Annotated in this window: 20 protein-coding genes and 1 pseudogene; 6 read left to right on the top strand and 15 right to left on the bottom strand. The window is 47.8% G+C overall.

The genetic code is table 11. The features are described from left to right. Positions 1-12 precede the first annotated feature (12 nt). The 4 genes from RIN67_RS01925 to RIN67_RS01910 form a co-directional block, all read right to left on the bottom strand. Entirely contained in the window at positions 13-1,647 is a 1,635-nt protein-coding gene (locus RIN67_RS01925; RefSeq protein ID WP_264999641.1) for a glycoside hydrolase family 43 protein, read from the bottom strand. A 357-nt stretch (positions 1,648-2,004) separates the two neighbouring features. After that, positions 2,005-2,736: a helix-turn-helix domain-containing protein gene (locus RIN67_RS01920; protein ID WP_313826070.1), complete on the bottom strand. Its 732-nt coding sequence runs from the start codon at positions 2,734-2,736 to the stop codon at positions 2,005-2,007. 73 nt (positions 2,737-2,809) lie between these two features. Next, positions 2,810-3,985, bottom strand: a complete 1,176-nt coding sequence (locus tag RIN67_RS01915) for an IS256 family transposase (protein WP_313825919.1) — start codon at positions 3,983-3,985, stop codon at positions 2,810-2,812. A gap of 93 nt (positions 3,986-4,078) precedes the next feature. Further along, positions 4,079-4,270, bottom strand: a complete 192-nt coding sequence (locus RIN67_RS01910) for a hypothetical protein (protein WP_313826071.1) — start codon at positions 4,268-4,270, stop codon at positions 4,079-4,081. 182 nt (positions 4,271-4,452) lie between these two features. Here RIN67_RS01910 and RIN67_RS01905 point away from each other — a divergent pair, with 182 nt between their 5' ends. Beyond that, entirely contained in the window at positions 4,453-5,061 is a 609-nt protein-coding gene (locus RIN67_RS01905; RefSeq protein WP_264999639.1) for a polysaccharide deacetylase family protein, read from the top strand. 154 nt (positions 5,062-5,215) lie between these two features. On the opposite strand, the gene RIN67_RS01900 is transcribed toward RIN67_RS01905, so the two are convergent. From RIN67_RS01900 to RIN67_RS01880, 5 genes are all read right to left on the bottom strand, one after another. After that, positions 5,216-6,604 carry a sugar porter family MFS transporter gene (locus RIN67_RS01900; protein ID WP_264999638.1) on the bottom strand — a complete coding sequence of 463 codons (1,389 nt, stop codon included), beginning with the start codon at positions 6,602-6,604 and terminating at the stop codon, positions 5,216-5,218. Between the two features lie 258 nt (positions 6,605-6,862). Next, positions 6,863-8,236: a sugar porter family MFS transporter gene (locus tag RIN67_RS01895; protein ID WP_264999637.1), complete on the bottom strand. Its 1,374-nt coding sequence runs from the start codon at positions 8,234-8,236 to the stop codon at positions 6,863-6,865. Between the two features lie 431 nt (positions 8,237-8,667). Next, positions 8,668-10,176, bottom strand: a complete 1,509-nt coding sequence (gene xylB, locus RIN67_RS01890) for a xylulokinase (RefSeq protein ID WP_056944829.1) — start codon at positions 10,174-10,176, stop codon at positions 8,668-8,670. A gap of 362 nt (positions 10,177-10,538) precedes the next feature. Continuing rightward, positions 10,539-11,888 carry a xylose isomerase gene (xylA, locus tag RIN67_RS01885; protein ID WP_264999636.1) on the bottom strand — a complete coding sequence of 450 codons (1,350 nt, stop codon included), beginning with the start codon at positions 11,886-11,888 and terminating at the stop codon, positions 10,539-10,541. Between the two features lie 432 nt (positions 11,889-12,320). After that, positions 12,321-13,520 (bottom strand): ROK family protein, encoded by a 1,200-nt coding sequence (locus RIN67_RS01880; protein ID WP_264999635.1) that lies wholly within the window; start codon positions 13,518-13,520, stop codon positions 12,321-12,323. Between the two features lie 494 nt (positions 13,521-14,014). Between RIN67_RS01880 and RIN67_RS01875 the strand changes: the two genes are divergently transcribed. Beyond that, entirely contained in the window at positions 14,015-14,848 is an 834-nt protein-coding gene (locus RIN67_RS01875) for an aminoglycoside 6-adenylyltransferase (RefSeq protein WP_264999634.1), read from the top strand. On the opposite strand, the gene brnQ is transcribed toward RIN67_RS01875, so the two are convergent. Beyond that, positions 14,845-16,206 carry a branched-chain amino acid transport system II carrier protein gene (gene brnQ, locus RIN67_RS01870; protein ID WP_264999633.1) on the bottom strand — a complete coding sequence of 454 codons (1,362 nt, stop codon included), beginning with the start codon at positions 16,204-16,206 and terminating at the stop codon, positions 14,845-14,847. The genes RIN67_RS01875 and brnQ overlap by 4 nt on opposite strands. Before the next feature lie 497 nt (positions 16,207-16,703). Between brnQ and mazE the strand changes: the two genes are divergently transcribed. Both mazE and RIN67_RS01865 read left to right on the top strand, forming a co-directional pair. Next, positions 16,704-16,922, top strand: coding sequence for a type II toxin-antitoxin system PemI/MazE family antitoxin (mazE, locus tag RIN67_RS13355; RefSeq protein WP_390894442.1), 219 nt, complete (start codon positions 16,704-16,706; stop codon positions 16,920-16,922). A gap of 65 nt (positions 16,923-16,987) precedes the next feature. Then, complete coding sequence (locus tag RIN67_RS01865) at positions 16,988-17,269, top strand: type II toxin-antitoxin system PemK/MazF family toxin (RefSeq protein WP_264999664.1); 282 nt, start codon at positions 16,988-16,990, stop codon at positions 17,267-17,269. 173 nt (positions 17,270-17,442) lie between these two features. Here RIN67_RS01865 and RIN67_RS01860 read toward each other — a convergent pair whose 3' ends face one another. The 5 genes from RIN67_RS01860 to RIN67_RS01840 form a co-directional block, all read right to left on the bottom strand. Further along, entirely contained in the window at positions 17,443-18,351 is a 909-nt protein-coding gene (locus tag RIN67_RS01860; RefSeq protein WP_024747150.1) for an SPFH domain-containing protein, read from the bottom strand. Positions 18,352-18,363: 12 nt separating this feature from the next. Then, complete coding sequence (locus RIN67_RS01855) at positions 18,364-18,588, bottom strand: hypothetical protein (protein ID WP_264999631.1); 225 nt, start codon at positions 18,586-18,588, stop codon at positions 18,364-18,366. Between the two features lie 75 nt (positions 18,589-18,663). After that, the gene (locus RIN67_RS01850) at positions 18,664-19,206 is read right to left on the bottom strand and encodes a hypothetical protein (protein WP_024747149.1); all 543 of its coding nucleotides are present in this window, start codon (positions 19,204-19,206) and stop codon (positions 18,664-18,666) included. A 150-nt stretch (positions 19,207-19,356) separates the two neighbouring features. Further along, complete coding sequence (locus tag RIN67_RS01845; RefSeq protein WP_264999630.1) at positions 19,357-19,884, bottom strand: DUF6933 domain-containing protein; 528 nt, start codon at positions 19,882-19,884, stop codon at positions 19,357-19,359. 161 nt (positions 19,885-20,045) lie between these two features. After that, the gene (locus RIN67_RS01840; RefSeq protein ID WP_264999629.1) at positions 20,046-20,393 is read right to left on the bottom strand and encodes a hypothetical protein; all 348 of its coding nucleotides are present in this window, start codon (positions 20,391-20,393) and stop codon (positions 20,046-20,048) included. 739 nt (positions 20,394-21,132) lie between these two features. On the opposite strand from RIN67_RS01840, the pseudogene RIN67_RS01835 reads away from it, so the two are divergent. After that, positions 21,133-22,382: pseudogene (locus RIN67_RS01835) on the top strand (DNA/RNA non-specific endonuclease). A 1,363-nt stretch (positions 22,383-23,745) separates the two neighbouring features. Further along, positions 23,746-23,952, top strand: coding sequence for a helix-turn-helix domain-containing protein (locus tag RIN67_RS01825; RefSeq protein WP_264999626.1), 207 nt, complete (start codon positions 23,746-23,748; stop codon positions 23,950-23,952). Positions 23,953-23,958 lie beyond the last annotated feature (6 nt).

Below are 23,958 nucleotides of genomic sequence, written 5' to 3'. Positions count from 1 at the left end.
CCCTCCGATGATCTATTCGCCGTCGCCAAGCTCTTTATAATCAAAGAACTTGAATTCAGCCTTCTGGTTAAATCCAGAATAATCAACTGCAGCTAAACCAACCATGGCACCTGTAAAGAATCCACCATACGTTTGAAGAACATAATCATCAGACAGAACAGCTGCATCCAACTTAACTGGAATTTCATGCCATTCTTTACCGTCAAATGAATACTCATAAGTATATGATTCTTTACGAACTTTTGTCTTGAACCAGACGTATTCCGTATCTTCTGGAATTTCAATAGCATTATCTTTCAAATATGAAACGTAATTATTGTTATCATTTTGTGCAACTTCAATAACCCGCTTCTTACGATCTTCATCATAAGTAACAAAGACCCAAGAATAATGTTTGTCGTTGTAGAAGTTAACCAACCCAGCCATCTGTTGATAACTGTAAGGATCAAATTTAACTTTCGTTTCAGCATCAAAATTAAAGGCTTGCCAACGACTTGCTAAGAATGAAACATCAAACGTTGAGCTCAAAGAATCATGCCCGGTCAAGACTAACTTACCATCACCAGTCTGTCCCATATGGTCATCAAATGGTTTACGTAATGTCTGCCAGTCATTATCTAGTTTCGCTTCAGTAAAGTCATCATGCCGTGAATGTTCCAGCGGTGCATCAGTTTCGATGGCGTCTTTAGGCGCATCCACTTCAACTTGACCACCATGACCACCTACGACTCTTGGCCAACCTTGCTCATCCCATTCAACCTTTTGAATGGAAGTTTCACGTCCCAGTGAGCACCAACCGCGTGGATCCCAAGCTGACTCCGTATCATGGTTCCAAGGACGGCCCATTAACGAAGCATAGTACCACTCGCCACCTGGAGTATTAACTAACGCCCCATGGCCTTGCTTTTGAATGTAAAAGTCCGGTGTATCAAAGTTAGTAATAAATGGATCACCCGGCTCCGTTTCAAACGAGTCCGCATCTAATGTCTTAGACCGAGAAACAACTTCTTGGTGGGTCCAAACTGTCCCACCTTGTGCAGCAAATAAGTAATAGTACCCATCCTTCTTATAAAGGTGTGGACCTTCGACCAACTTTACATCCGTTCCGCGATAGATAGTCCGGGCAGTATGTGGCTTCAAATGCATCGTTTCAGTATCAAACTCGGTTAAGGTAATACCATGGAATGGATGTTTATATTCTCGGTGATCCCACGTCTGTTGTACCAAGTATTTACGACCATTATCATCGTGGAACAATGATGCATCAAACCCAACACCATCTACACGAATTGGATTAGTCCATGGCCCTTCGATATTGGTAGCCGTCGTTAAGTAATTTGCACAGTCTTTAAATGGCCCTTCAGTAACCTTTACATCCGTATAAATTAGCCAGAATTTTCCGTCAGAATATGTCAAATCTGGTGCCCAAATACCACCTGAAGCCGGGTTACCTACCATGTTCAATAACTTCTTGCTAGATAACGGTGATGGTAACAACTTCCAATGAACCATGTCCTTAGACGAGTGAAGTCTAACTCCAGGGAACCATTCAAACGTAGAGTTGGCAATGTAGTATGTATCATCTACCCGTAACATACTTGGATCTGGATTAAAACCAGGTAAAACAGGGTTTTTAATCTTCAACATAAACTTCCGCATCCTTTCAAAATTAAGAATCAAAACTAAAGCTTTAATCTCAGCAACTCAAAATAACTACGTTTCCATGCCTCCTATGTACTCATATTTTGTAAGTTGGTTTAAAATAATGGCTCCTTTAACTTTAATAATATTCACACAATCCATCAGAACAATATGGTTTGTTGAATGAACCAACTATTAAAATTAAAAAAATAAAAACACTGGAGCTGAAGGCTTATCCCTTAACCTTCAATACCAGTGTAATCGCTTACAGAGCTGAATGGAATATTCAGATGTAACGAGATTTTGTCAAATTATAACCTTTTAGGCTTGTCGTAACTTGATTTTGTCCATTAATGAACTGATTTACTCGAAATAGCCGCTCCCCTTAATAGTTGTTACACTTCTCTTATGTAAAATATTTTGTTGATACTTGCTTGGTGTACTTCCTGACCACTTCTTAAACTGTTTACTAAAACTAGATAAACTTTGCGCCCCAATCATTTGTGAAACTTGTTCAATGCTGTACTCTGGTGACCCTAATAGTATCTTCGCTTTACTATATTTTTTCTCTTCCAAATAGTGTAAGGGTGTTATCCCGTAAACTTTCTTAAAAACTCTATGTCCATATCCCGTACTTATATTTAATATCTGACAATTATCCTCGAAACTACTTAAACTTGGATGATCCGACTTTAAATCATCCGCAATTAATGTCGCCAAAGACCTAGCTAGTTGCGCTTCCCTATCAGTATACTTTGCAGTTGACTCACTGAATTTATCTTTATTTTTTACAATTAGCAATAAAAATTCTAAGAACGTCATCTGAATTTCCAATCGCTGTTCCTCGAGGGTCATTCCTTTATCAGCACTAATTTGAATAAATTTCTTGGCTATCTTACACGTTTCCTTAGCAAAAAAACTATCTGATGAAAACACCACGTTAGCAATCTTGCTAATAATCTCTGCCTTTAATTCCAAATCACCAATATCAAAATGACAAGTTATATACGTCATACTATCTTGCTGACTTGCATTCTCGTTTACATGCCAAGTCCCCGGAGAAATAATTAAGACTTCTCCGGTACCATAAATCATTGGCGGTAAATTTTGGTAGCGTCAAGAATCTTGTGTAAATGAAATGCCTTCGTACATATAATATGTATCTAACTTAAATAAATGATGCTTCCAAGGTGTCCTGTAGTCCTTTGAACCCTCGGTGGATCCGCTTCAGAGACTTCTCGTTATAAACATTAAACTGAGAAACCAGGAAGCGATCCAGTGAATCTTCCGTTGGAAATTGTTCTTTGTGGTGGGTGGTGCGCTTGAGATGCTTATTAAAGTTCTCAATCAGGTTAGTGGAGTATAGTGATTGCCGGATAGCTGGTGGAAAGTCCATGAAAGTGAGTAAATTCGGCATTTTAAGCAGATCTTTGATTAATTTGGGATAGGTCTGATGCCAGTTGTTGGCGAACTCATTCAGTTTCAGTTCGGCTGCTTCACGGTTGGCGGCCCGATGAACTTGTTTAAAGTCACTGATCACGGCCTTGCGGTCTTTCACACGAACTTTGTTCATCAAATTACGCCCAACATGAACCAGGCAACGTTGTCGTTTAGCTTTGGGAAAATGCCGATTTAAGCCTTCATCCAAACCAACTAAACCATCGGCCACAAACAACAGCACATCTTTGACACCTTGCTTAATCAGGGTTCCCAGCAGTTCAGTCCAGATTCCAGTCGATTCCGTTGGCGCCACTTGGTAGTTCAGCACTTCTTTCGTACCATCTGGACGAATGCCAATCGCAATATGAACGGCTTCTTTTTGAACGGTATCCCGCTTTAACGGCAAGTAAGTGGCATCTAAGAAGATGGCCGCATATTGTGAAGCCAGTCGCCGTTGCTGGAAAGCTTGAACCTGTTCATTGACGGCTTTAGTCATGTTGGAAACCGTGGCTTTGGAGTAGTGAGCACCGTACATTTTCTCAATGAGTTCGGCAATTTCAGCAGTGGTAATTCCCTTGGTATACAACTGAATGACCGTTGTTTCTAAATTATCACTGTGCCGACCGTAGGCTGGCAAGGTATGATTTTCAAACCGGCCATTGCGATCTCGAGGAATGGTTAAGCTAAGTTGGCCGTACTTCGTATCAAACGAGCGCTCATAACTGCCGTTGCGGTTATTACCAGTGTTAATCCCAGCGTATGAGTAGCGTTCGTAACCCAAAAACTCTGCCAATTCGGTTTGAAGCAGCTGGTTAATCGCAATTTCGAGGTGGTGACGAAAAACTTCGTCCAAATCTTGCTTTTGGGCTAGTGCAGCGATAATTTCTGTGGTAAGTTCATTCATGGGGAATGCCTCCTGTGATGTTTTCTGTGGTTACTAAATATCATAAGGGAAGGCATTCCCTATTTCTATACAATTCAGAAATCTTTTATGCATTTACACAAGATATTTTACGCTCTCTAAATTTTTCATTCTAGTAATTTGTTTGCCATGAGTAACACACATTAATTCAAATGATTGATGTATTTGACCAAAAAACTTCCACCCACCAGCAACCGTCCTAGTATGACCGCCAAATAATCGAATATTTGATTCCAGGCTTGGAATTGCTACAAAATAATTAGTCATTTTAACCTCATACCTTTCTAGTCGTCGTCTCGAGGCTATTTAAGCAAACATTGTGCTATGTAATAATTCATTAATACCATGTGTACTGTATTCTATTTTACAATTAATGAAAGCGCTTGCCAAAAGAAATCAAACGTAATATATTAACTACTGTAAAATCCAATCAAAGGAATGCATACAAAATGAAAAATATTGCTCTAACATTTGATGATGGCCCCTGGGAACCAACAACACCTCATGTTATCGATGTTCTAACCAAACACCATATCCCCGCAACTTTTATGATATGGGGACAGCACGCCCAAAAATATCCTGATTTATTAAAACGTGAGGCACAAAATCCATTGTTTGCCTTTGGCAATCATACATATGATCACCTACACTTGCCAAATGTGTCTCTTTCAGAAGCACAGGACCAACTGGATAAAAACGATCATTTAATTAAAAGCATTATCGGACGAGAACCAGAATACATTCGCCCCCCTTATGGTGAATTTAACGATGAATTACTAGCGATATTCGACCGTCCAGCTGTAATCTGGTCACTAGACACTAAGAGTTGGGACCATCACGATCCTAAAAAAGTTATTCAGAACATTCATAAGGCTAAAGATGGTGATGTCATTTTAATGCACGACTTTCAACCGGCAGATTCATCTGCAATCGAAGACATCTTAAAAACTCTTCACTCTTTAGATTTCAAATGTTGTTCGCTAAAAGAATTAATCGGTCAGCAACAAATTAAACATACCAAAGTTATCTACAGTCGTGATAAAACAATTACTAAATAGCATTTAAAATTGGTTTGCATATTAGCAAACCTTTTTTATATATTCGTTTAATTCAAAATTCTTACAAGCTTTCCCAAGGGTAAATCCATTTGTTAAAGAACAGCAGAAAGGACCGTCCTCACCGGAACGGCCCAAAAACTGGTATTCAATTCAGTTAATTCGCGCTATGCGTCGCGGGCGCAACGGTTGCTGACACCGTTTCACCACTCCGTTCACGCAACGTGGCTTCAATCTCTTCCAACGACCGGTTCCGCGTCTCGAAGACCATCTTGTGGACGAACCAGATGGACAAGAAGCACAGGACACCGTAGCCGATGAACAAGCTCCCCGTACCGAAGAAGTCCAGTAAGGATGGGAAGGTCAACGAAACCACCATGTTCGCCGTCCAGTTGATCACACTGGCAAAGGAGTTCCCTAACCCCCGAATGTTCAACGGGAAGACTTCCCCAATCATGACCCACATCACGGGACCCCAGGTGGCGGAGAAGAACGCAATGTAGACTGTCAGGGCAATCACACAGACCACAGCGGCGGCAAACGAGCCCCCGGAGAACTTCATGGCGATACTCATGATGAACAGGGAAATCCCCATGCCCACGGCACCAATGATTAGCATCTTCTTCCGGTCGATCTTATCCATGATAGAAACGGCCACCGCCGTCACGATCACGTTAAAGATACCGATACCGATGTGCGCCAGTAACGCGGCCGAGACCCCGAAACCAACATCCGTAAAGATGGTTGGCGCGTAGTACAACACGGTGTTGCATCCCATGACTTGTTGGAAAATGGCTAATCCGATCCCAATAATCAGGGCTGGCCGCACCGTCTTACCAAAGAGTTCGGTCCAACCGCCACTGACGATTTGCGCTTGCTTTTTAATCTGGGTGATTTCGGCGTTCACCGCTGCTTGGTCGTGTTTGTTCATGGTATCCAAAACGGCCCGCGCTTCATCAACCTTCCCCGTCTTGACTAAGAACCGGGGACTTTCTGGTAAGATCAACCCACCTAAGAAGAGTAAGGCGGCTGGAATCGCGGCGAACCCCAACATCCACCGCCAACCGGTGTACATCCCGGCAAACGTGTAATTGGTCACGTAGGCGATGAAAATCCCCGTCATGACCATTAACTGGAAGAGGCTAGAAACCGTCCCCCGCTTATCAGCGGGTGCCAATTCGGCCAGGTAAGTGGGAATCAACGCCGAAGCGGCCCCCACGGCCATCCCCAAGATGATCCGGGAAATAATCAGGGTCCAGAACTCTGGCGAAAACGCCGAACCTAACGCCCCGATAAAGAAAATAATGGCAGAAAGCAATAGGAGTTTACGCCGACCATACCGGTCTGACGACGGGCCAATGATGGCGGCCCCTAAGATGGCCCCTAATAAGACGGCACTTACGACCCAGCCCTGTTGCCAGGATCCCAGGTGCATCTGGCGTTGGATGAAGAGGATGGCGCCGGAGATGACCCCGGTATCGTAACCAAACAACAACCCGCCGAGTGCACCGAAGAAGTACACAAACCCTGTTGATATTTTATGCATGCTTTTAACTCCTTACTAATTCGAATGACTTGATCAACAATTGTAAGTTGGTTGCGAACAAGTTCATTCTGTTAGTTGGTCTCTCAAACCAACTATGTTAACTCTACCACTTTTAACTAGATTTGGTAAGCGCTTTCTAAGATGATTTCATAAGTTTGTTTTCGCTTACATCCCTCAAGGCCAATCGTTCGGTACCCTCGCCATTTAAACAAGTACCAAAAAAGCCCGAGCTTTCACTCGGACTTTCAAAACCTAAGATTATTTAGTTGATTCCGTTGTCACGTGTCCTACCGTAGCACGTTCCCGTAACGTTGCTTCGATTTCTTCCAACGAACGGTTCCGTGTTTCGAAGACTTTCTTTTGAACAAACCAGATTGCCAAGAAGCACAAGACACCGTAACCAATAAACAGACTCCCAGTACCAAAGAAGTCTAACAGGGATGGGAAGGTCAACGAAACCACCATGTTGGCTGACCAGTTAATCACACTAGCAAAGGAGTTCCCTAAGCCCCGAATGTTCAGCGGGAAGACTTCCCCAATCATGACCCACATCACGGGGCCCCAGGTAGCCGAGAAGAATGCAATGTAAATCGTCAGAGCAATGACACAGACGATAGCAGCGGCGAAAGAATCACCGGAGAATTTCATCGCAATACTCATAACGAACAGAGAAATTCCCATACCAACCGATCCGATGTTCAACATCTTGCGCCGGTCAATCTTGTCCATAATGGCCACTGCCACGGCGGTAACAATCACATTAAAGATTCCAATCCCAATATGAGCAATCAAGGCTGCAGAAACACCAAAACCGACATCCGTAAAGATAGTTGGCGCGTAGTAAAGCACCGTATTACATCCCATGACTTGTTGGAAAATGGCTAACCCAATCCCAATAATCAATGCCGGACGAACAGCCGGACCAAAGAGTTCAGACCAACCGCCGCTCTTAATCTTAGCTTGTTCTTCAATATCATGAAGTTCTTGATCAACGGCAGCGCTATCATTTTTATTCATGTTCGTCAGAACTGCCTTAGCTTCACTAAGCCGTCCCGTTTTCGCTAAGAATCGAGGACTTTCCGGTAGAACCAATCCTCCTAAGAAAAGAAGAGCTGCCGGAACCGCAGCTAATCCTAACATCCAGCGCCACCCTGTGTACATCCCAGAGAACGTGTAGTTGGTGACATATGCCAAGAAGATTCCAGTCATGACCATCAGCTGGAACAAACTAGATACGGTCCCACGTTTATCCGCGGGTGCCAATTCGGCCAAGTAAGTCGGGATTAACGCAGAAGCGGCCCCAACAGCCATTCCCAAAATAATTCGTGAGATAATCAACGTCCAGAATTCAGGTGAGAATGCAGAACCTAATGCCCCCACGAAGAAAATAATAGCAGAAACTAACAATAACTTACGCCGGCCGTAACGGTCAGAAGATGGTCCAATGATGGCAGCACCTAAAATGGCTCCTAACAAAACAGCACTAACGACCCAGCCTTGTTGCCAAGAACCCAGATGCATTTGTTTCTGAATAAAAAGGATAGCCCCAGAAATAACCCCGGTGTCGTATCCAAACAGCAGCCCTCCAAGGGCCCCGAAGAAGTACACAAACCCTGTCGATACTTTTCGCATAGTAACGCTCCTAACTGTGTGGTGAGTTGTCTTACAGACGAATGTGCGGTGAATCACCTCTGATTCTCCACGATGATGCTCTGTCCATGATTCTTATTGTAAGTTGGTTGAGTTAGTTGTCACTCACAACTAACCAAAAAATAGTTTATCATAGAATCGTTAAAAATGAAAGCGCTTTTTTAAATATACCAATTGAATTTTTACACTTATATTCTCACTTAATAAAATGTAATAATTTCTTGATATAATCAAGTGTAATGACATTACTATTTCTGATATAATTCACTCTATACCAATTTTAAATTTTAGCACAAGAAGCGGGTTCAACAGGATTGTCGAACTCGCTTAGTCTTTACTTTTTGAGATGTTCTGTTTCTTAATTTACGAATACCAAAACCGTGCTTTTTCTAGGCCACGATTGCAGCCAATCACTACAGATTATTCCGCCGGTAGTCCAACAGTTGGGCACTGATCGACTTGGTCTGTGCGTAGACCTGCTTGTAGATCTGGTGTAATTCAGCGTACTTCTTGACGTTCTCTGGGTTTGGTTCGTAGACCTTCCCAAAGTCGACGAAGGTCTTGGCACAGTCCTGCAGCGAATCGAACCAGCCCAGTCCAGTGGCGGCCATCATCGCGGCCCCCATGCCTGGTCCCTGCTCGTTCTTCAGGCTGACGACCTTACGGTTAAAGATGTCGGCCTGAATCTGCAGCCAGAGTGGGCTCTTCGCGCCACCACCAATGGAAACCACCGTATCGAAGTCGCCACCATTTTCTTCATAGATGTCGAAGATGTCCCGGAACGAGAAGGTGATGCCTTCCAGCACGGCCCGCACAAAGTCATGGCGTTGGTCCGTCCCATCGACCCCGGTAAAGCTCCCCCGGATGTCAGCGTCCGCGTACGGTGCCCGTTCACCCACGATGTACGGCGTGTAGAGCAAGCCGTTAGCCCCGACCGTCGATTTCGCGGCACTGGAGACAAAGTCCGTGAAGTCTTCCACTGGCGCGAAGGTCTTCTTGAACCAGCTCAACGAATAGCCCGCCGCCAGAGTAACCCCCATCGAGTAGAACTTGTCTGGGATGGCGTGGTCTTCAAACTGCAAGACCCCGTGATAATTGACGTCCGCGTTGTCTTCGTACTTCAAGACCACCCCAGACGTCCCAATGCTAGAGAGCACCATGTTAGGCTGTAAGATTCCGGCCCCCACGGCACCGGCCGCGTTATCGGCGGCCCCACCAAAGACCTTAGTGTCCGTGGTCAACCCGGAGAATTCAGCGTATGCGGGCGTGACCGTCCCCGCCAAATCAATCGACTTGATCAACGGTGGGCACATGCTCATCGGAATGTCGAAGACGTCACAGATTCGTTGGCTCCATTCGCCCTTAGCCACGTCCAACAGCACCGTCCCGGTGGCGTCGGAGTAGTCCATGGCTAGGTTCCCGGTCATCCGGTAACGCACGTAGTCTTTGGGCAATACAAAGTACTTAGCCTTAGCCCAGATGTCCGGTTCATTCTCCTTGACCCATAACAGCTTGGTCAACGTAAAGCCTTCCAGGGGCCGGTTCCGCGTGATGTCGACAAATTCGTCGCCCATCTTCGCTTCGATCTCTTCCCGTTGGGGCGTACTCCGGGTATCGTTCCAGAGGATGGATGGCCGTAAGACCTTCTTGTTTTCGTCCAAAAGGACCAACCCGTGCATTTGCCCGGAGAAGCTCAATCCTTCAATGTCTTCGGCTGCCAAGTGGTCGTTTAAGATCAACCGCACAATGGCGACCGTGGTCCCGGAGACCCAGTCTTCTGGATTCTGTTCATTATAGCCTGGTTGCTTCTGAATCAAGTCGTAGCCGAAGCTTTCTTGGGCAACGATCTGCCCGCTGTGGTCGAGGGCGGAGACCTTGACGGCACTCGTGCCTAGGTCGACCCCCAGTACATACTTCCCCATTAATAACCCTCCTGCTGATAATCACTGACGATGCGTCGTACGTCCCCGTTTCGGAAGCTGAACCCCCACAAGCCCGTTTAAGCCGTACGCCTTCTGATCAGTCCTAACTCGGCACCACTCATCTTCGTGGCAGAGCCTGTAAGTTGATCGTATACCCAAGCATGACGACGAGAAAACCGCATTCTGTTCCTGACTGACCAGTCCAAAGGCGTCCGGAGCAATCTGGTTCGACCCGTGCAGCACACACGGGGTGCTTGTGGTGGTTCAACCCCCGAAATTCAGGGGTTCTTTGACGAAAAATGGAGAACGGACCACCGTCCATCCTCCATCTTTCGTGTGTTCAGTTAACCGCGATCACCGCATTACTTGCTCAGCGTGTCGATGATGTAGTGGTTGATGGTGTCTTTGATTGCTTCCAAGTGGTCGGAGTGCGTTGCGGCCAATAATTCGGATTGTGGCTTGTCGATTGCGTACTTTTCAAGGGACTTGAAGTCAGCCTTGCCGCTTTCGATATCAGCACCGATACCGGATTCGTATGAGCTGTAACGGTCCTTCTTGATTTGGTCTAAGAAGCCGTCTTCCTTCATGGCAACGGCAACCCGCAAACCAGCGGCGAAGCTGTCCATACCGACGATGTGGCCGTAGAACAGGTCGTTTGGTTCGAAGGATGAACGACGAGGCTTAGCATCGAAGTTCAACCCACCGCGAGGGCCGATTGAGCCGTTTTCAACGACTTCGTACATTGCAGCCGTCGTTTCGTACAAGTTGGATGGGTATTCATCAATATCCCAGCCGATCAACTTGTCACCTTGGTTGGCATCCAGAGAACCTAAGACGCCAGCTTCACGGGCAACGCGGATTTCGTGTTGGTAAGTGTGACCAGCCAAGTTGGCGTGGTTACCTTCCAAGTTCAACTTGAAGTCTTTGTCCAGACCGTATTCCTTCATGAAGGCGATCGTGGTTGCGGCGTCGAAGTCGTATTGGAACGTGGTTGGTTCCTTTGGCTTTGGTTCGAGCAACATTTGTGCGTCGAAGCCAATTTCGTTGGCGTAGTCCTTAGCCATGTGGAAGAACTTCGCTGCGTGTTCTTGTTCTTCCTTCATGTTAGTGTTCCAAAGTGATTCGTAACCTTCACGGCCACCCCAGAAGACATAGTTTTCAGAACCAACCCGCTTACCAATTTCCAGGCTGTGCTTCAATTGAGCAGCACAGTAAGCGTAAATGTCAGCGTATGGTGACGTTGCGGCCCCTTCAACGAAGCGTGGGTTGGTGAACATGTTTGACGTGTTCCAAAGAACCTTCATGCCAGAAGTCTTTTGGTAGTCAACGATCTTGTCAACGACCTTGTCCAGGTTCTTGTTGGTTTCACGTAAGGTGTCGCCTTCAGGTGCCAAGTCACGGTCGTGGAAGCACAGGTAGTCAACGCCCAACTTGTCGTAGAATTCGAACGCTGCGTCAACCTTAGCTAAAGCTAAGTCCATTGGGTCGGTGTACTTGTCGTAAGGACGTTGCGCAGTCCCGTCACCGAATGGGTCAACTAAGCGTTGGTCAAAGGTGTGCCAGTAGGCAACGGCGAACCGTAACCAGTCGCGCATCTTCTTGCCGCCGATAACTTCGTCTGGATTGTAGTATTGAAAACCTAAACCTGATTTTTTGTCGCTGTGGCCGACGTATTGAATCTTGTCGACGCCTTTCCAATATTCTTCAGTCATAATTAATTTAGCTCCTTTGGGTTAGTTCGTTGTTACAACCAACTTACAAATCTTATTATACACGGGTTCTTTTTTGGTGCAAGCGTTTTCGGACAAAAAGTTCAACTTTTTGTATCCGGTTTCACACATGCCCCCGCTAATCCCAACTGGCCGTAAGCCGGACCGGTTCTCCCTAGTTTTTCAAATTTTAAATCCGTCCAAAAAGGCGGTCCCCGTTAATGTGGGACCGCCGAATGCGTTTCTTCTATATAAAGTAAGCTAATTTTCGCCACACCAATTCGCCAATTGTGCAGACTGCTTAATTGACTAACCGCGATAACTCAGAAGTCGCCCTAGTCACTCGCTTTAGCCCATGATGGGACGATTCCAATTCAACACAGTTATTAGCCTTACCGGGCGCTGACTAGCACTACCAGTCAGTCCGAATATCGCTTACTGTTCCGTCGGCGTTGACGCTTCTGGCCGTTCAAAGGTCAGTTCGTACCCGTCCAAGGCTAAGGCCTTATGGGTAATCAAAGAACAGCCCCCCAAGACCGTCGCCAACCGCGCGTTGGTGGTCAGGTCGATGGTCACGTCGTTTTGGGCCAACTTCTGGTAGCCCGCTCGAATCTGGGTCAGCAGGTCCGGCAACTCTTCGATCAACGGCGAGTTCAGGAAGAACGCGTCGGGATCGAGAGTCCGCATGGTGTTGTAGATCAGACTGCTGATGGCAATCGTGGCCCGCTGGAGAATCACCGCCAGATCCGTGTCGTGGTCGCGGTACAGGCGCACGATATCGGATCGATCCAAGTTATCCAGGCCCTTCTGCTCTTCGACCTGGCGAATGATGGCGTCTTCGGAACTAATTTCTTCGGCCCGAATCGGCGTCAACCGGCCTTGGTCATTGGTGGTCACGTTCAGAATCGTCTGCCCAATTTCGCCAGCATCCCCGTGCTCCCCGCGGAACAGGTCGCGGTGCAGAATGACCCCGGCCCCGATTCCTCGGTGAATACTGATGGTGACGGTACTGTTGAGCTGCCGGGCGCCGTTAAAGTCACGCTCATAGATGGCCGATAGGTTGGCTTCGTTCTCCAACACCACGGGAACCTGGTACCGGTCACTAAAGACCTGTTCCAGGTCCACCCCATCCATGTCGATAAACGGCGAAGTCTGCACCCGATTCTGATTCACGATCCCGTGAATCGAGAAACAGATGCCCAGTAAGCCGTGGCTGGTGGTATCGGTCTCCTGGAGTTGGGCGATGTACTGGTTGATCCGGTCGATCATGTCATGGATGGTCTGACCCTTAGTGTCAATGCGGTCATACTGCCAGATGTGCCCGTTCAAGTTAGTGGCTAGCGCGTGCAGGTGACGGTAGCCCAGGTCAAACGTCAACGTGTAACCGTAGTCTTGGTTGATTGCGACTAACGTTGGTTTGCGGCCCCCCGCCGTCGAAGCATCCCCTAATCCCAGCTCGGACAGGTACCCATCGGCCATCAGGGTGTTGTAGAGTGAGGAGACCGTGGATTTGTTCAAGTTTAACTGGTGAGAAATTTCGATACGGGAGGTTGGATGGTTGTTAAAAATTTGTTGTAGGACCAGTTTTAGATTCTGGTCGTGCAACTGATTACGATTCATACTGCGACGAACCATACGCATTCCCTCCTTTAATCCGTTGATGCGCCCTGGTCAAAATCCCAACTAACTTCGTTCTTCAGCAACCGGGACCGATCCCCGGTTGAAAGCGATTGCAGTTCGGCGACGATGGTTGGGCGAACCAACTAACCCTAGTATCGTCCTCTCGCTCTAAAAATTCAACCGTTTTTCCGATTTCCGTTCAAACTTCCCCATTAAAGTGGGGTTTGGCTGCTAACGGGGGACCGGCAACCCAAAAACCAGCCTACATTTTTTAGTAGGCTGGCTCCAGTTGTGGTAAGTGATTCATTGCCGCTCGTCCAACCGATGAGTGCAATTAAGCCCCTTATTTCCATTGCGTCAATAGCCCAACCTCTTAACATTTTCCCGAGACAAGTTCTCGCTATCAATTCGGACAAGTCATATAATGTTGATGGGTATCAATCTATTAGGGTAAATCATTTACCCCCATTGTTTGACTGCTTAGTTTAGAGAAATTGGAGTGATCTTTGATGTCTGAAATCTTAACTCATCTCATTAATTATGCCCAAAATCACACCTTTATCCAAGCCGTGGGCACCGAGGGGTCAGTCAACGATACCGCCACCGGTTCAGATAGCTGGCAGGATATCGACGTGACTTACTTTGTCGCCAATCCAACCGCGTTCGACTTCACCACGTGGGTCACCGAGTTCGGGCAACCCAGCATCTGCCAGCATGCCGAGCACAGCAATCTGTTCGGCACCCACTCGAACCAGTGGCGCATCTTTTTGGTCCAGTTCATGAACTCCACGCGCATCGACCTCAAGATTGCGCCCATGGCCGACCTGTCCTCCTACCTGAAGAACGACTCGCTCAACACCATCGTGTGGGCCCAGGATCCGGCCCTCAGCTCCCGGCCGACCGACGACCACAGTCACCGGCAATTCGCGCCCACCCAGGCTGCGTTCAACGCCGTTCTAAACGAATTCTACTGGTGCGTGGGCAACGTGGCCAAGGGCTTGGCCCGTAAACAATTTCTCTATGCTAGTGAAATGAACGCGCAACACGTCCGGCCCCAACTGCTCCAGATGTTGGTCTGGACCGTCGCTTGTGACCACCCCGAGGGCTTTAATCCCGGAGTTTACGACAAATACTTAGAACCCGAACTCACCAAGGACGTGCGGGTCCGCCTACAGCAGACCTACCGGCAAGAGAACCTCAAAAAGCTCCGCCACAGCACGTTGATCGAAGCCGCCCTGATGATCTGGGCGCAACAACAGGTGATTCAAAAGACGAATCTGGCGCTGCCCAGCTACTTAGCGACCCGGATGCGGCAACTAGACGACTGGATCAACCGGCTCTAAGCCTCCTGCGCGTTGCGTTCGACGACTAACCGCCAGTACCCCCAACCTAGGCCCAAGACAAAGCCCACTAAGGTCGGCACCAACCAACCTAAGCCCAGGCTCGCCAAGGGCACGTAGGTGTGGTAGAGGTGTAAGACCCGGGCGACCGGACCCCAAGTGGTCACGACGGCTGGTGAGTTCGCCAACAGATCCAGGATGGCGGGCACTGCCGTGAAGGCAATCGTGGCCTTGTAGACCACTCCCGCGTAGGCCCACTTGGCCACCGTCAGGGAAACCAGGATCAATGCTAAGGACAACGGGTATAACAGCATCAAGACTGGTAACGACCAGGCGATGATGTTATCCAAACCGGCGTTGGCCACCACGAACGAGGCCACCGTGGTGATCCGTAACCAGGTCAAGTAACTGACTTTCGGGAACAGCTTGTGGAAGTCCTGGGCAAACGAGGTCACCAGACCCAAGGCCGTGGTGAAGACCCCTAACGTGACCAAGACGCCTAAGAACGCCGTCCCAAAGCGACTGAAGTAGTGGCCCACAATCTGGGACAACGCAACTCCACCATTAGCTGACAGCGTCAACTGCCCCAGGCTAAAGGCCCCTAACAGGACCAACCCGAAGTACACTAAGACTTCGACCACGATGGCTAAGATCCCCGCTTTGGCGGTCACCTTAGTCAGTTCCCGGTCATGGTACCCTAATCCCCGCACCGCGTGAACGAAGGTGACACTTAACGCCAATAGCGCCACGGCATCGATGGTGTTATAGCCTTCCAACAACCCGCTGATGGTCGCGCCACTCTGGTAAGCTGCGGTCGGCGTGTGCGCCAAACCGCCCATGGGGTGCCAGAAAGCCACCACGAAGATGACGGCCAGTAATGCCAAGAAGCAGACGTTGAGGTACTTGCCGACCCACTTGATCAGACTATTTTGATGGGTCGCAATCAGGTAAGCCAACCCGAAGAAGACTGCGGTAAATACCCACTGACCCAGCGTGGTCCACCGTTGGGGCAAAAACGGCTCGGCGGCCATCTGGTAAGCCGTCGCGGCGGTCCGCGGTGTCCCGAAGAACGGGCCGATGGTTAGGTGAACTAAGACCAAGAAGAAGGCCGCGTAATGGCGCCCCACCGGCTTAGCCAGGTCATAGAGGCCGTCACTTTGGGTGACCACCACCGCTAAAATTGCCAGTAAGGGAAATAACGACCCCGATACGGCGAAGCCTAACGCTGCTGTGAACCAATGCTGGCCGGCTAATTGCCCCAGGTGGACCGGAAAAATCAAGTTACCGGAACCAAAGAACATGCCGAAAATCAACGAACTCACCACTAATAATTGCCATCGCGTCTGTTTTGTCTGTTCCATCTTGATTCCTCCTTAAAATTAACCTCTAAACGTTAAAAAGAGCCCTTCTCCCATCAACGGGAAAAGGGCTCTCACTAGTTTTCAGTAGAACGGTACCACCTTTTTGTGGCGTCCAACGACGTCACACTCATCACGGACCAACATCCGCTAGCCTGGTAATGGTGGCTGCCACGGTAACCTACAAATTCAGCACCGAACTCAGAAATGATTTTCGCACCGCCTAGATGGTCACTTCGCATTTTACGTGACTCACTGGGCATCGCCGGCAGCGCTACTTTTTTCTTCAACGTTTTTCAAGTATTGGTTGCTATTATAAGCAGAGATTATGAGAAATGCAAGGCTGTTTTTCATTAAAATCTCATTTTTGATGATTTAACGAAACAGAATCGCTTAACTTTAAGGCAGGGGCTAGTCATCGTTTTAGCTGTGTTATTTCGCATTATATATTATACTTGTACGATATAAAGATAAGATTATTTAGTGCGGGAGGGTTTACGATGATCGAGGTCAAAACAGTTAGTCGCGGTAATTCGTTAGCATTAAGTCTACCTAAAAACGGTCATTTCAAGAAAGGGCAACGGTGGCTACTCATCCCATCAAGCGACGGCGAGTCATACACACTCATCCCCCGTCTTGAGAATCCTTACGCTGGCCCTAAACCGAAACAATCAATGTCTGAAGAATGGCCTGACGTTGACCGGAATGAGGTCGAATAATGGCTTACTTGCCTAAGCAAAAAGATATCATCTGGATTAATTTTGATTCCTAACGCGGCCGCGAAATAAAAAAACGCCGGCCAGCCTTAATTCTTAGTAGCAATCTCTACACTCAGAACACTGGGTTTGTCATTGTTTCCCCCATTACATCTACGATACGTGATTTACCTGGCTACTTTAGTCTCCGTGGCTACGATACTCACGGACAAGTCATCGCTGCGCAAATTTATTCGTTTGATGCAACTCCAAAAGCAGGGCGGCAAATCACATACATTGAAACCATGCGCAATGCAGATTTTTATCGCGTCGTGCAGACAGTCTATTATAACTTCGACTTTCCATTCTAGTCGGCACACCAACCGCGAGCCATCAATGAGTCATGATGTCATCCAGCTCAGTACGGAACAATTATCCATCACCAATAGTGGACATGCTAAAACGGCCATCAGTAAGCAACCTACTGATGGCCGTTTGGTTTGCAATCATTTATATTGCCAGCACACGAACCACTACTCAAATTTTACTTAGCCGATTTCGTCGCCTTAAACGCCTCCGCAAAGGCTGGTACGGCGCCTAAACTGTCGATGGCGGTATTGGGCATGACCACCGTATTGGCATCGCTGTTAGCCAGTTCCTTGAAGGCCGCGATGTTTTGCGAAATAAAGTAGTTCTGCGAGGACACACTCAACGCCGCGTTCAGCTTTCCAATCCGGTAAGCGTCCGCATCCGCTTCGGTATGGATTGCCGTCGCTTTGGCCGTCGCCGAATTTACTAACGCCGTGTTTTGGGCCTGGTTGGTGGCTAACAGGGCCTGGTTATTGGCCTCGTTCTCCAGCGTGATCGACTTGCTCTTCCCTTGGGCGGTCGCAATCGCCGCGTCCCGTTCCCGGGTGGCTTTCAAGAGCTTGTTCATCGAATCCTGAATGTCCCGCGACGGGTTGACGGAGTCGATGTTGACCCGATCCACGTTGAGCCCATATCCCGCCGTAACGTCCGACAGCCCTGCGAACAAGGCCCGGTTGATCTCTTCGGTCCCGTTCAGGACCTCGTTTAATTCCTTATTCCCGATGATTCCCCGTAAGGACGCCCGGGTATCCTGGGTCATACTGCGCACCGAATCCTCGTTCTTAAACACGAAGTCTTCGATGTTGGTCACGTGGTATTTCAACGAAATCTTCACGGAAATCTCCGCGTTATCCTTGGTAATCACCACTTGTTCGTCCAAGTCGACCGGCGTCTGGGCCGTGCTGACCCGGATCACGTGCGAGATAAACGGTGCAATCAGGTGAATCCCCGGCGTTAACGTCTTGTTGTATTTCCCTAAGGTGATCACCACGCCCCGGTCAGGCTGCGTAATAATCTTCACCGATAACAGTAATCCTAAAATAATGATCAGTAGGATTAGTAATCCTAACATAGCTCCCCACATCTGAATCCCCTCCTAATTAGCGGTCACAACGCGGACGGTCAAGCCGTGCTGGTCCGCGTGAATCACTTCCACGACATCCCCCACCCGTAAGTCTTGAGTGGCGTTCAGGTGGTACAGAATGCCGTAAAAGGTCGCCCCGACGCTTAAATCGGTAGCGGATATGGTAAATTGACGGCCGATCAGCCGCTGGTCTAAGTAATCGCCCTGCATGGTTGGGCCCCCTATCTGTCTTGTCATCGCGTTGTTCCGCTACTAATGATGATAGAACAGTTAGAAACCCAATACCAGCCCTTTTCACTGGAAACTGGTCGTTCAACGTTCATCCAAGACGCTTAATCGAACCAGCATTTTGCGGACCCGCTGGCCGGCGTGGTCGTGATTGATCCGCTTTAAGAGTTGCGCCTGCGAGACCTTTAAGACCGTATAGTCACCGTTCGAGTGGACGATAAAGCTATGGTAAGTCACCTGCCGACCGCTTAACGTAAACCAATTGGGTTCCAAATTCTTGTGGCTGGCCTGGATGTGCTGGTCCGGCCACACCGAATACCGCGTGGTTCCCTGAACCCGGTCTAATTGAACCTGCCAGCCCCGCTTGACGTTAGCAGCTTCTTGCCACCGTTGAATCTTGGAGTAGTGGATGCCGTAATAGATGATGCTGGCGTACTTGAGTTTAGGATTCTTGGTTAACGCCGCAGCGGTCAACGGCGCCACGGTCTGCTTGGGTCGGGACGGCTTAACCTTCGCCGTTCGGGTCGTGGTGTTCGCCAGGTGCTGTTGCGAGACCAGGAAGACACCGGCCAGCAGGACCACCACCGCCGTTAGGACCACTAAAAGATAACTGAATGATTTTTTCACAGCTAAACCTTCTATCACATGGGATTGATTGTCTTTCAGATTACCACTTTTAAGTCCCAGGCGACGCTGATTTAAGCCATATTCGCCAAAAAGTTGCCAAATTAAAACCGGAGTGGCCTTGCTGCGCTACTCCGGTAAACTTTTCAAACGCTATTCACGCCAACGAAACCGACTCGGCGCTAAATCTGTCGCGATGGTGGCGACCTGGTGGCGCGGTAATTGCCGCCCCAACGGTGGTGTCTGGGCCACTAGCAACGCCATTTCTAACGGCGAGGTAATCCCCTGCTGCCACAGAAAATCCACGTACATCCCCTGTTCACTTAACCGCCGCACTTGTCGGTGGTCACTAGGGGCCATGATCTGCCACGCCCCCGCGGCTTGCCGGTAAGTCGCCAAGTCCGCTGCCGGTAGACCGTACTGGGGCCACTGCTGGGCCAGCTGATCCCAGAATTGGTCGGCCAACCGGGGCTGGTCGGCAGCGGTAGCGTTCAATACCACGCACAACGCACTGGCATCGTGGTTCAGGAGGACGAAGCGCTGGCGTTGCACCTGTAGTGCCGTGGCGTGCCAAGAAAAAATCGGGTTCGCCAATGCCGCTTGCTTGGCCCGCGCGGGTTCACGTACATTAGGATAGTCGCGAAAGAGGTCGCGGCCTTTTTGGAGGACATTTAAATACACGATTGGGACTCCTTTGGCGATTAACATTGTGAAGCGTCGTTTTATTAGACACTTAAGTTTAGATTATCACATTTTTATCGTACTTTAGTAATGTGCTACTTAAATAACATTTATCCATATCATAAATCATTTACGCTTCAACTACTATCGTAAATGAAGTTTTAATGGGGTCTAAGCGTCGTTTTCTTTAACCAATCTACATTTTTATGCGAACTACGTATCCAAACCATCTGATAGTCATCTATCGTATTTAAAATAGAATCCACTTTTTCCCACATCTCAGGATATTTATTTTTTACTTTGAAGTTTTTTCTAGCCATCTTAGTGAACCATCCTTTATTAACAGTATCAGCCACATTTTGAATGTTAGTTACAAAATATAATGGTGAATGTAATAATCGCATCTGATCCAAACACCGTAATGCCTTAATAAAGACAACCACCCCTACCAATGGAGCTGTTTTATCACGGGGTGCATCTCCAGTACATACGACGGATTTTTCACCCAACTAAATACGATACCCCCAAATTGAGTGCTTGGGAGTTACATGAATGTCCATCTGTATTAAAATTTGTGATTGTGACATAATTCAGCTCCTCATATAAATTGAATTAGCAACTTTCTTAGAGTAAATTTCCGTAATTTACATGAATTTTATCTCATATTTATAGAATGCATACCAATCGCCAATAATGGTAATTAATCATACCTCCAATACTATTTCCAAATCTTACCCTCCCGGTAATTTACCACATTAAATCCACGCCTCTTGGTTAAGTACTCATGAGCCGTAATTATCAAGGACAGCTAACTTCATAAGATATACTTGATTTATACATATAACGATTAATCAACCCCAAATTTCTCATTTATACTATAATTATTGTTCAAAAAAGTTATAAATTACGATGACACTTTCCACTATCCCTAGTGTAAACAAGCCCTTCTGTCATCATGCCGGAAGGCCCAGCCTAGGGCAACCGATTATCCACTAATCCATCCAGTCAAGAAACGGTCTTGACAAGTTACGCAATCAGCCAACTCGCGACCACAAACCACCGTCCCTAAATTACCGAATTAATACCGCATCAATTCCGTTGCCTGACGATTAAATTTCACCCTTAATTTCTTTCATTCCAGAATTTCTGGTATGCTTAATGACGTGATCAACCAACTTTAGTGGTCGTGTTTCATCTCCGAGTTAGCTGACCTATCCAAATACTAGTATTCCTGAGGAGGAAATTTTCATGTCATCATTCATCGGGGGACTCAGTCTGCTCATCGCCATGATTCTCGGCATTCTCTGGGTGACCAACAAAGTCCGCCACCGCAACCCGCACCACCAAGGACGCAACGCCCTGATTGCCTTAGTACTTGCGTTCATCTTCATCGGCATCGGGGGGAGTGGCGACGATTCCACCACTAAGACGCACTCGGACCAGGCTAATATGGCCAACTCGTCCAGCAAGTCTGCCACCAGCGCCACTAAACACGCGGCTACTTCCCACAAAACCGCTAAGCACTCCGCCACTAAATCCACCACAACCGCGACATCCCAGACCACCACGTCCCGGAACAGTCAGGTGCTCAAAAAACTGGTCAGCTATACTAATCAGGAATCAGCGGGGCCAACCCAAAACTATTACTGGAAACTGGGCAAGGCCCACACCACCGGCTTCAAGAACCTGAAGGCTGGCAATTACCATTTTGCCAGTGATTCCCAAGGCCGGGCCGGCACCGCTCGCGCCGTTTTAACCTACGGCGAGTACGCCAATTCCCGGGGCTCTCGGCAAGGTAGTCCGCTAGAACCCAGCGGCTGGCCCACCGAGAATCCTAAAGTCGCCATCAGCTACGTCTTCACCGGTCGGACCTACCACGGCTACCTCTATAACCGGAGTCACTCCATCGGTGATAGCCTACTAGGCGCCAAGTCCTACACCTCGGCCAATAACTTCACCACCGGCACCCGGCCCCAAAACGTTGGGGCGGACCAGGATGGCGGCATGCGCTACGCCGAAGAGACTACTGGAAAGCCAACCCCAACACTAGCGATACCATCAAGTACCAAACCACGCCCCTCTACTACCGCAGTGAAACCATCCCCCGCGGCTCCATCGTGGACATCAAGTCGTCGGATGGCCAACTCAACACGGCAGTCGCTGTGATCAACTCGGCGGAAGGCATCAAGCTCAATTACACCACCGGTAGTAACAACGCCAAGCCCATCACTTCAGCTAGCCGGCAATCCAGCCACGCTACCAGCTCCAGCAACGCCAGTGCGAACAGCACCAGCCATCAAACACGGACCACGACCCACTCCGCCACGCAGTCCGGCCAGTGGCACGTGGCCGCATCCGGCATGGTCTACGTCTCCGACAGCGACAAGTACTATTCGCAGGTGACCAACCCGGGCAACTACACGTATGAATCGGAGTCCAAGGCTCAATCCAGCGGCGCCACCCGGGCATCTCGCGGGAATCAGTACGCTCGGCCTTAACGCCTGAGATGGAACTGTTAGCTTAACGGCTAGCAGTTTTTTGTCGGGGCTCCATAACGTATGTTTGGATTTATGCTTAGAACCTGATATAATGAACTTGCGAAAAAGTATTGAAACATTAGACACACCAAAGCCCCCGACTATCGTAAGTAGTCGAGGGCTTTTTTAGACGTTTATGCACCATAAACGGGTGAGCTAGATGTTGCCTAATATGCTTTACTTGCAATCATGCCTATCTAGCCAATGAGCAAACCAGGCACTGAGCAGTGCAACCGCAAGCGGGGCGAAAAAGTATTGAATCATTATGGCACACCTCCTCACTATTGCTAGTGTAGGTAGGCAACCGTTTAATTATGAGTGAACATCTCCCAACTTACAACTAGTCATCCACTAACTAATCCGTGGAACGAAACAGACCACTCAAAAGAGCCAGATAACCACTATTGAACAGACTTTTCTCACGAAAAAAGGCGCCAACTCTAACTAGCGTCATCTCAACGTTTATCGCTCATTATTCCAATTTAAATGCGCCCCCCGAGAGTTACGCAAAAGGCCCACAAAACGCCGGGGTAAAGCATTCCTGTCAAAATTGGTTACAAAATTGGTTACATTCGTGCGAGGGACTTTTTTAATACATAAAAATAAGAACACTCATTGTGAGCGTTCCTCTTACTTAAGCTATACCCGTAGACACTTTAATGCATTCGATAGGTAATCTTATTCCCACCATCGTGAAGATGTACACTACCAGGTCCTAACGTACACCCTGTTAATACACTGCCTAACAGTATCATAACAATTATAATTCTCTTCATATTTAAATCAGTCCCTTCATCATCGACTACTCGCCGATAATGCTAGACTAATACATTCGCCTAACACATTCATTCTGTTTTCCGAATTTTGCACGTGAATAACATACAAAAAAGCCACCCGTCTCACTAAGAGACGAATGGCCTCAATTGGCTGTGAGGTGACCAAACCGCACTAGTCAACATTATTATAACATTCGTTTTCACACTTGACAGTGTACACTTAATAGTGTATTATAATAGATGTAGTAAGGAAGGAGGGAATTAGTTGAAGCGCCGATACACCGGCCCGAAACATCAACAAAAAAGGTCCAATCCAAATTGGTTTGACTGGTTAGGATTCCTGACATCACTAATCAGCCTATCATACGCAATCTGGAAAGGACACGGGCACTAAGAAATGGGCGGTGAGAACCGCCTACTTAGTGTACCTTCATTCTAACATATTGGAGGATATTATTATGAGCAAACGTGCTTTAAACATCATCACTATCGGAATATTTACCCTAGCCGCTATAATCTTAGTGGTTAAGGCTATTGGGAGGTAACTTATGGCAAAACATATCAATCTGAACGATCCAGAAATCATGACAGCAAAAGATGCCGCGCTACGCTGGGGGAAGGCCCCCGATTACGTTCGTCAGGTATTACGAAGCAATCCTGACCGCTTTCCAGAAGGATCTGTACGTCTTTTCGGGAGACAATTGATTGTTACCCGTGAAGGCATGGAAGTCGTTACGGGACATGGAGAGAAATGATTGCAT

The sequence above is a fragment of the Levilactobacillus namurensis genome (genome assembly GCF_032197885.1).
GTDB classification, from domain to species: domain Bacteria; phylum Bacillota; class Bacilli; order Lactobacillales; family Lactobacillaceae; genus Levilactobacillus; species Levilactobacillus namurensis_A.
This window is presented reverse-complemented; position numbering and strand designations above follow the sequence as displayed.